The organism is Mesorhizobium sp. M7A.T.Ca.US.000.02.2.1, from assembly GCF_003996995.1.
GTDB lineage: Bacteria > Pseudomonadota > Alphaproteobacteria > Rhizobiales > Rhizobiaceae > Mesorhizobium.
On the sequence record NZ_RZTT01000927.1, the window covers coordinates 1 to 413 of the forward strand.

Sequence of the window (413 nt, forward strand, 5' to 3'; positions counted from 1 at the left end):
AGTTGGCCGGCAGCTGCGCCCAAAACGCCGCTTCCACGCCCCAATCCTCACGCACCGCGACGGCGCCGGAATCGGACAGGTTCGACCGTGCTTCGGCGATGTTCTCGCTCAGCTCCTTCACGCTGGCGCCGAAAATGGTCAGCGACAGGTGGTGCTCGCCCATGGCGAACCGCCCTGCCGAAAGATCATCCAGCGCGTCGCTCAGCTGCACAACCAACGATTCTGCAACCTCGCCGGACTGGACCATCTTGTTCTGCTGCGTCGTCAGCAGCCGGATCGCCGACTGCTTCGGGATGAACCGGAACGATTGCGTCAGCACGAACTCGAAGGGCAACGACAGCAGCTTGTTGATGAAACCCGGCGCGGTAGCTGCCGGGTATTCCTTCAACGCCACGATGCCGCCCACCCTGGAC

The 413-nt window shown here is 63.2% G+C and carries 1 pseudogene; it reads right to left on the reverse strand.

The window, feature by feature from the left end:
* A pseudogene (locus EOD15_RS35465) lies at nucleotides 1-406 on the reverse strand (transporter); the annotation flags it as partial.
* Nucleotides 407-413: the final 7 nt, after the last annotated feature.